This window comes from Micromonospora sp. 4G55, assembly GCF_016803375.1.
Genome location: NZ_JAEVHN010000009.1, coordinates 31,991 through 39,960, shown reverse-complemented (window position 1 = coordinate 39,960; position 7,970 = coordinate 31,991). Strand labels below are relative to the sequence as shown.

Annotated in this window: 9 protein-coding genes; 1 reads left to right on the top strand and 8 read right to left on the bottom strand. The window is 71.4% G+C overall.

Annotation, left to right across the window (positions count from 1 at the left end; genetic code table 11):
* Window positions 1-194: hypothetical protein (locus JNW89_RS02025; protein ID WP_238447414.1), on the bottom strand; the 194-nt coding region annotated here is incomplete at its 3' end.
* A 329-nt stretch (window positions 195-523) separates the two neighbouring features.
* Here JNW89_RS02025 and JNW89_RS02020 point away from each other — a divergent pair.
* A complete protein-coding gene (locus JNW89_RS02020; protein WP_238447413.1) occupies window positions 524-1,522 on the top strand; it encodes an N-acetylmuramoyl-L-alanine amidase in 999 nt (332 codons plus the stop codon).
* 85 nt (window positions 1,523-1,607) lie between these two features.
* On the opposite strand, the gene JNW89_RS02015 is transcribed toward JNW89_RS02020, so the two are convergent.
* The 7 genes from JNW89_RS02015 to JNW89_RS01985 form a co-directional block, all read right to left on the bottom strand.
* Window positions 1,608-2,180 carry a gluconokinase gene (locus tag JNW89_RS02015; RefSeq protein WP_238447412.1) on the bottom strand — a complete coding sequence of 191 codons (573 nt, stop codon included), beginning with the start codon at window positions 2,178-2,180 and terminating at the stop codon, window positions 1,608-1,610.
* The gene (gene manD, locus JNW89_RS02010) at window positions 2,170-3,399 is read right to left on the bottom strand and encodes a D-mannonate dehydratase ManD (RefSeq protein ID WP_238447411.1); all 1,230 of its coding nucleotides are present in this window, start codon (window positions 3,397-3,399) and stop codon (window positions 2,170-2,172) included. Before manD ends, JNW89_RS02015 begins: the two co-directional genes overlap by 11 nt.
* Window positions 3,400-3,530: 131 nt before the next feature.
* Window positions 3,531-4,376 carry a sugar kinase gene (locus tag JNW89_RS02005; protein ID WP_238447410.1) on the bottom strand — a complete coding sequence of 282 codons (846 nt, stop codon included), beginning with the start codon at window positions 4,374-4,376 and terminating at the stop codon, window positions 3,531-3,533.
* On the bottom strand, window positions 4,373-5,011 hold the full coding sequence (locus JNW89_RS02000; protein ID WP_238447409.1) for a bifunctional 4-hydroxy-2-oxoglutarate aldolase/2-dehydro-3-deoxy-phosphogluconate aldolase: 639 nt from the start codon (window positions 5,009-5,011) through the stop codon (window positions 4,373-4,375). The genes JNW89_RS02005 and JNW89_RS02000 overlap by 4 nt, the downstream gene beginning before the upstream one ends.
* Window positions 5,012-5,013: 2 nt before the next feature.
* Entirely contained in the window at window positions 5,014-6,162 is a 1,149-nt protein-coding gene (gene dgoD / locus JNW89_RS01995) for a galactonate dehydratase (RefSeq protein ID WP_238447408.1), read from the bottom strand.
* Between the two features lie 7 nt (window positions 6,163-6,169).
* The gene (locus tag JNW89_RS01990; RefSeq protein ID WP_238447407.1) at window positions 6,170-6,985 is read right to left on the bottom strand and encodes a carbohydrate ABC transporter permease; all 816 of its coding nucleotides are present in this window, start codon (window positions 6,983-6,985) and stop codon (window positions 6,170-6,172) included.
* The gene (locus tag JNW89_RS01985) at window positions 6,982-7,926 is read right to left on the bottom strand and encodes a carbohydrate ABC transporter permease (protein ID WP_238447406.1); all 945 of its coding nucleotides are present in this window, start codon (window positions 7,924-7,926) and stop codon (window positions 6,982-6,984) included. Before JNW89_RS01985 ends, JNW89_RS01990 begins: the two co-directional genes overlap by 4 nt.
* Window positions 7,927-7,970 lie beyond the last annotated feature (44 nt).

Below are 7,970 nucleotides of genomic sequence, written 5' to 3'. Positions count from 1 at the left end.
CTGGCGACGTACCAGCAGGAGCTCGGCGGGCCCGACGGTGCCGGCAGCGACCCGGCCGCCTGGTACGGCGCGGTGGCCCGGTACTCCGGCGCGGACACCGAGGACGCGGCGGCGGCCTTCGCCGCCGAGGTGTACGACCAGCTCGGCCTCGGCGCCAGCCGGATGACCGACGACGGCCACCGGGTGACCCTCACCGCCCGCACGGTGACGCCGGACGAGTCCGGGCTGCACCGGCTCGGGCTGCGCCGCGCCGAGCGGCCGGACGGCCTGGAGTGTCCGGTCCGCCTCGCCTGTGAGTGGATCCCCGCCCCCTACGAGAAGTACGGCCCGAACCCGGGCGACTACGGCAACCACGACCTCGGTGACCGGCCGGCCCAGCAGAAGATCGAGTACATCGTCATCCACGACACCGAGGGCTACTTCGGCCCGAGCGTGAAGCTGGTCCAGACGAAGACCTACCTGGCTGGCACTACACGCTGCGCTCGGTGGACGGGTACGTCGCCCAGCACATCAAGCCGAGAACGTGGGCTGGCACGCGGGCAACTGGTACGTCAACGCCAAGTCCATCGGCATCGAGCACGAGGGCTTCGCCGGCCACGGCACCTGGTACACCGAGGCGATGTACCGGACCTCGGCGAAGCTGGTCCGGCACCTGGCGCTGCGGTTCCAGATCCCGCTGGACCGCCAGCACATCCTCGGCCACGACAACGTCCCCGGCACCACCGCCGGGACGGTTGCCGGGATGCACTGGGACCCGGGCCCGTACTGGGACTGGTCGCACTACTTCGAGCTGATGAAGGCGCCGTTCCACTCGACCGGCACCCCGCACACCGGCCTGGTCACCATCGACCCGGACTTCGCCACCAACCAGCCGGCCTTCATCGGCTGCAACCAGCAGCCGCCGGGTGTGCCGAAGCCGGTGCCGCCGGCCGTGCCGTGCCCGCTGCGCGGCTCGTCCTCGGTCATCCTGCGTACCGCCCCCAGCCTCGACGCGCCGCTGGTCAACGACCGGGGACTGCGACCGAACGGCACGCCGGACACCATGTACGTCTCCGACCACGGCGCTCGCGCCTCGGTCGGCCAGACCTACGCCCTCGCCGGCGTCCAGGGCGACTGGACCGCCATCTGGTACCTCGGCCAGAAGGCGTGGTTCTACAACCCGGCCTCGGCACCCACGGCCGAGTGGGCGGAGGGCTTCGTGGTGACTCCCAAGCCGGGCAAGGCCACCATCCCGGTGTACGGGCGGGCCTACCCGGAGAAGACCGCCTACCCGTCCACCATCCCGTACCAGGCGATCTCGCCGTTGCAGTACACCTTCTCCGCCGGGCAGCGGTACGCCCTCGGTGGGGTCCTGCCGGGCGAGTACTACCGCGCCGTCTCCTTCGACGGCTCGGCGCCGGGCGACCGGACAGTGGTCCGCGGCGAGAACAAGTACGTGCAGATCCAGTTCGGCCACCGGGTGATGTACGCCAACCTGGACGACGTCCTCGTCCTGCCCGCCGCGGTGGGCGCGTCCGGGTAGCCGTCCCCGGCGCACTTCACGATCAAGGCCGTTACCCGCGCAGACGCGGGTAACGGCCTTGATCGTGTGCGGTCTCCGGACCGACCTACCCGAGCTGCGGGGCAGGTGCTCCGGTACTGGCGAGGCCGAGCCGGGCGACCGCCGCCGTGACGAGCTCGTCCGGAGGCAGCGAGACGTCGAGGACCACGCCGGACTCGTCCGGGCGCAGCGGCTCCAGGATCGCCGTCTGGGAGTCCAGCAGACTTGCCGGCATGTAGTGCCCGGCGCGCCGGGACATCCGGTCCCGGATCACCTGCGCCGGCCCGTCCAGGTGGACGAAGTCCAGGTCCGGCGGCCCCTGCCGCAGCAGGTCCCGGTAGGACCGCTTCAGCGCGGAGCAGGCCAGCACCGTCGACACGCCTTCGGCGTGCCGGGCGGCCATCCACGTGGCGAGGTCGCGCAGCCAGGGCCAGCGGGCCGCGTCGTCCAGCGGTACGCCGGAGCGCATCCGCGCCACGTTGGCCTCGGAGTGGAACTCGTCCGCCTCGGCGAACGTCAGCCCGGTCAGCTCGCTGATTCCCCTGGCCACGGTTGTCTTGCCGGCACCGGACACGCCCATCACGACGACGTGCCGGGTCGGCCGCGGGTCGCCGTGGGCGGGGCGCCCGTCACCAGTCATGGACGGTGCCGTCCTTGAGCCGGTTGAACGGCAGGTAGGCCGGCGTGTACGGGAACCGCGCGGCGGCCTGCTCGTCGAGTTCCACGCCGAGACCCGGCTGCTCCCCGGGGTGGAGGTAGCCGTCGGCGAAGGTGAACGACTGCCGGAACACCTCGTTGGTCAGGGGCCCGTGCTGCATGTACTCCTGGATGCCGAAGTTGTGGATGGCGAGGTCGAGGTGGAGCGCGGCCGCCATGCCGACCGGTGAGATGTCCGTCGGGCCGTGGATACCGGACTTGATCTGGTACTGCGCGGCGAAGTCGAGGAGCTTGCGCATGGCCGTGATGCCCCCGGTGTGGGTGACGGCGGACCGCACGTAGTCGATGAGCTGTTCCCGGATGAGCGTCTGGTAGTCCCAGACCGTGTTGAAGACCTCGCCGATGGCCAGCGGCGTGACGGTGTGCTGGCGGACCAGCCGCAGCGCCTCCTGGTTCTCCGCCGGGGTGCAGTCCTCCAGCCAGAACAGGTCGTACGGTTCGAGGTCCTTGCCGAGCCGGGCGGCCTGGATCGGGGTCATCCGGTGATGGCCGTCGTGCAGCAGCGGCAGTTCGGGGCCGAACTCGTTGCGTACCGCCTCGAAGACGCCGGGGAGGTGGCGCAGGTAGGACCGGGTGTCCCAGTCCTCCTCGGCCGGCAGCGGGGTGCGCTGCGCCGGTTCGTAGTCGTACCGCTTGCCGTCGGGGCTGGGCTGCGCGGCGACCCCGTAGACGGCGTTGATCCCCGGCACGGAGGTCTGCACCCGGATCGACCGGTAGCCGAGCTCGAGGTGGTTGCGGATCGAGTCGAACAGCTCGGGGAGGTCCCGGCCGGAGGCGTGCCCGTACGCCATGACGCCGGTCCGCGACGCGCCGCCGAGCAACTGGTAGAGGGGCATGCCGGCGGCCTTCGCCTTGATGTCCCAGAGCGCGACGTCGACGGCCGCGATCGCCGCCATGGTCACCGGTCCGCGCCGCCAGTACGCCGAGCGGTACAGGAACTGCCAGGTGTCCTCGATGCGGTGCGGGTCCCGCCCGATCAGCAGCGGGACGACGTGGTCGGCCAGGTACGAGGCGACCGCCAGTTCCCGCCCGTTGAGGGTGCCGTCGCCCAGGCCGGTGAGCCCGTCGTCTGTGGTGATTTTCAGGGTGACGAAGTTGCGGTCGGGGCTGGTGACGATGACGTCCGCTGCGACAATCTTCACGGGGGTGCCTTTCTCAGGTGGTGCTCAGCGAAGGGTGTTTCCGGTCTCGTGGCCGTCGAGGAGGGACAGTTCGTCGCGGCGGGGCAGTCCCTCCCAGTCGCCGTGAGCGGCGACGGCGAAGGCGCCGAGGGTCACCGCGCGGCGCAGGCGGCGGCCAGGTCGAGTCCGTCGAGGTGTCCAGAGAGGTAGCCGGCGGTGAACGCGTCGCCCGCGCCGACGGTGTCCACCGCGGTCACGCGCACCGCCGCGACCTGCCGTACGCCGTCGCGGGTGTACGCCCGGGCGCCGTCGGCGCCCAGCTTGACCAGTACGGTCTGCACGCCGCGCGCCAGCAGGCCCGCCACCACCGTGGACTCGTCCGACCCCGGTTCGCCGACGAGGTCCAGTTCGTCGGCGGAGGCGATGACGACCGACGCGTGGGCGGCCAGCGGGGCCAGCACGGCGCGGGCGGCTTCCCGCGTCCAGAGCCGGCTGCGGTGGTTGACGTCGAGGCTGACGAGCATCCCGGAGCGGGAGCCGGTCTCGGCCGCCCACCGGGTGGCCTCGCGGGCGCTGTCGGACAGTGCCGGGGTGATCCCGGTCAGGTGCAGCACCCGGGCGCCGTCGCCGATCGGCTTGCGCAGGTCCGCCACGCGCAGGGCCGATCCGGCCGATCCCGCCCGGTGGTAGCGCACCCGGGTCAGGTCGGCGGTGCGCCGTTCCAGGAACAGCAGACCGGCGGGCCGGTCGCGATCCCTGGTCACGTCGTCCACGCCGACACCCTCGGCGCGCAACTGCCGCAGCGCGTACTCGCCCAGCTCGTCGTCGCTGACCCGGCCCACCCAGGCGACCCGGTGCCCGAGCCGGGCCAGACCGATCGCGACGTTGGACTCCGCCCCGGCCAGGTGCATGGTCAGCGCGCCCCCGGCCGCCAGCGGGCCGGGCGCCCGCAGCGACACCAGCGCCTCGCCGAAGGTGATCAGGTCGACCGCGGTCATGAGGCCGGCGGGCGGGCAGCCGCCGCCAGGTAGGCCCGCGCCCGGTGGCGCAGCCCGTCGAGGTCACCGCCGGAGGCGGCGTCCCTGACCAGCGGGCCGCCGACGCCGACGGCGATCGCCCCGGCGCTCAGATAGGCGGGCATCTCGGCCAGGCCCACCCCGCCGACCGCGACGAAGGGAATGTCGGGGAACGGGTCGCGCAGCGCCTTCAGGTACGCCGGGCCGCCGACGGAGGCCGTGAAGAGTTTCACGGCGGACGCCCCCATCCGCACGGCCGTGTACGCCTCGGTCGGGGTGAGCGCCCCGGCGGCGACCGGGAGTCCGCGGCGCACCGCCTCGGGGATGGACTCGACGACGGCCGGGGTGACGATGAACTGCGCGCCGGCGGCGATCACGTCGGCGACGTCGGCGACGGTCAGCACCGTCCCCGCGCCGACCAGCGCTCCGGCGGGCGCGGCCGAGCGGATGGCCTCGATGGCGTGCGGCGCGTCCGGCGTCGTGAGGGCCACCTCGAGGACGCGTACGCCCTCTTCCAGCAGCGCGATGCCGGTGGCGATCGCGGCGGCGGTGTCGGTGCCGCGGATGACCGCCAGGACGCGGGCCGCGGCGAGTTCGGTGGTCAGGTCGAGGGTCATGGTCACCATTCCGCGTAGGAGCCGTCGCGGTGCCGCCACATCGGGCTGCGCCAGGCGTGGCCGCGTTTGTCGGCGGCGCGTACCGCCTGCTCGTCGATCTCGATGCCCAGCCCCGGCGCGGTGAGCCGCTCGACGTGCCCGTCGACGAAGGTCAGCGGCGTCTTGTCCAGGCAGTAGTCGAGCACCTCGGCGCCGAGGTTGTAGTGGATGCCGATGCTCTGTTCCTGGATCAGGAAGTTGGGCGTGGCGAAGCCGACCTGCAGGCAGGCCGCCAGGGCGATCGGCCCGAGCGGGCAGTGCGGGGCGAGCTGCACGTCGTAGACCTCGGCGAGCGCGGCGATCTTGCGTACCTCGGTGATGCCGCCGGCGTGCGAGAGGTCCGGTTGGGCGACCGCGATGCCGGCCTGGAGGACGGGCAGGAACTCCTGCCGGCTGTAGAGCCGCTCGCCGGTCGACACTGGGGTGGTGGTGGACCGGACGAAGTCGCCGATGAGGTGGGAGTTCTCCGGCACGACCGGCTCCTCGAGGAACAGCGGCCGGTACGGCTCCAGCAGCGGTGCGACCCGGCGGGCGTTGGCGAGGGTGAACCGGCCGTGGAAGTCGACGGCGACGTCGCGCTCGTCGCCGAGCACCTCGCGGGCGGCGGCCACCCGCTGGACCACCCCGTCCAGTTCGGCGACCGACGCGATCGGGCTCATCCGCCCGGAGGCGTTCATCTTGACGGCGGTCAGGCCCGCCGCCACCTGCGCGGCGATGTGGTCGCGGACCTCGTTCGGCTCGTCGCCGCCGACCCATCCGTAGACGCGGATCCGGTCGCGGACGGGGCCGCCGAGCAGTTGGTGCACCGGCGCCCCGTACCGTTTGCCGGCGATGTCCCAGAGCGCCTGGTCGAGGCCGGCGACGGCGCTGGCCAGGATCGGGCCGCCCCGGTAGAAGGAGCCCTTGGTCATGACCTGCCAGTGGTCCTCGATCCGGAGCGCGTCGCGGCCGATGAGGAGTTCGCCGAGCTGCGCGACGGCGGTCCGGACGGTTTCGGAGCGTCCCTCGCAGGTCGCCTCGCCCCAGCCGACGATGCCGGATTCGGTTTCGACGCGGACGAAGAGCCAGCGGGGGGCGACGAGGAACGTCTCGATGCGGGCGATTGTCGTCATGGTGTCCTCAGCCCTTCGTCGCGCCGGCGGTGAGCCCGGAGACGACGTACTTCTGCACGAACAGGGCGATCAGCATGATCGGCAGGGTGACGACGGTGGCCGCCGCCATCAGGCCGCCCCAGTCGATGCTGGCGTAGCCGACGAAGTCGAAGATCGCGACGGGCAGGGTCTTGGTGTCGGCGCCGGAGAGCACCAGGGCGAACATGAAGTTGTTCCAGGAGAAGATGAAGGACAGGATGCCGGCGGTGGCCACGCCCGGCACCGAGAGCGGCAGCGTGATCCGGCGGAACGCGCCGATGTGGGTCAGCCCGTCCACGAGCGCCGCCTCCTCGAGTTCGAGGGGGAGGCCGTCGAAGTAGCCCATCATGATGTAGACCACCAGCGGCAGCGACACGAACATGTGGCTCAGGATGAGCACGCCGAACCCGCCGACCATCTGCAGGTTGGAGAAGACGTAGTACCAGGGCACCAGCAGCGAGACGCCGGGGATGACCCGTGCCATGAGCACCACCAGCGCCGACTTGCGCATGTTGAAGCGGCTCATCGAGTAGGCCGCCGGCACGCCGAGCAGCAGGGAGAGCGCGGTGGCCGCGAAGGCCACCCAGAGGCTGTTGCCGATGAACTGGACGTAGTTCGCCTGCTGCAGGACGTTGGCGTAGTTGTCCATGGTGGGCGAGAAGACGACCGCCTTGCCCGTGTCGTAGATGTCGACGTTGGTCTTGAACGACGCGGCGATCATCCAGCACAGCGGTGCGAGCAGCGCGATCACCACGACGGTGAGCGCCACGAAGCGGAAGATCCGGTAGGCGGAGCGGGCCTTCATCGCTGCGCCTCCTTCCTGCGGGACGTCAGGGCCCACATCGACCCGATGATGATCAGGAAGAAGATGATGAGGACCGTCGATGAGATGCCGTACTCGTTGTAGTCGAAGCTCAGGCCGTAGGCGTACACGTTGAGCGTCTCGACCTCGTGGAACGAGCCGCCGCCGCGGCCCTTGGTGGCGTAGAGGATGTCGAAGGTCTTCAGCGCGTCGATGCCGCGCAGCAGGATCGCGACGATCACGGTGGGCATCACCAGCGGCAGGGTGACGTGCCGGAACCGCTGCCAGCTGCTGGCGCCGTCGATGCGCGCCGCCTCCTGGGGCTCGTCGGAGAGCGAGGTCAGGCCGGCGAGCAGGATCAGCACGACCATCGGCGTCCACTGCCACACGTCGATGAAGATCGTCGTGGGCAGCGCCGAGTGCTGCCCGGCGAGCCACGGCTGGGGTCCGATGCCGATCCAGCCGAGCGCCTGGTTGGCCAGACCGATGTTCGGGTCGAAGATGAGCCGCCACATCATGCCGACCGCGACCGGGGTGGCGACCAGCGGCATCAAGATGGCGACCCGGACCCACTTCTGGCCGCGGAACGGCCGCCACAGCAGCAGCGCGACGGCCATGCCGAGGACGACCTCGAACAGCAGCGCGACGATGGTGAACGCGGCGGTACGCCCGACGGCGGGCCAGAACCGGTCGGTGTCCGAGAGCACCTCGACGTAGTTCTGGAAGCCCACGAACTCCGACTCGGCCCGCACCGAACCCTCGGCGTCGGTCAGGCTCAGATAGCCGGTCCAGGCCAGCGGGAAGATGATCAGCGCGGCGACGAACACCATGGCGGGCGCCGCGAAGAGCCACTTGCGATGGTCGTTGGCCCAGCGGGCCCAGCCGGGCGTGTCGGGTGTGGCGGAGGCGTCGTGGGGTCTGGTGGGGGCGGTGACTGTTGCCATGGGATCTCCGGGGTGCGCGGGCCGGGCGGGGGAGTGGGGTGGCG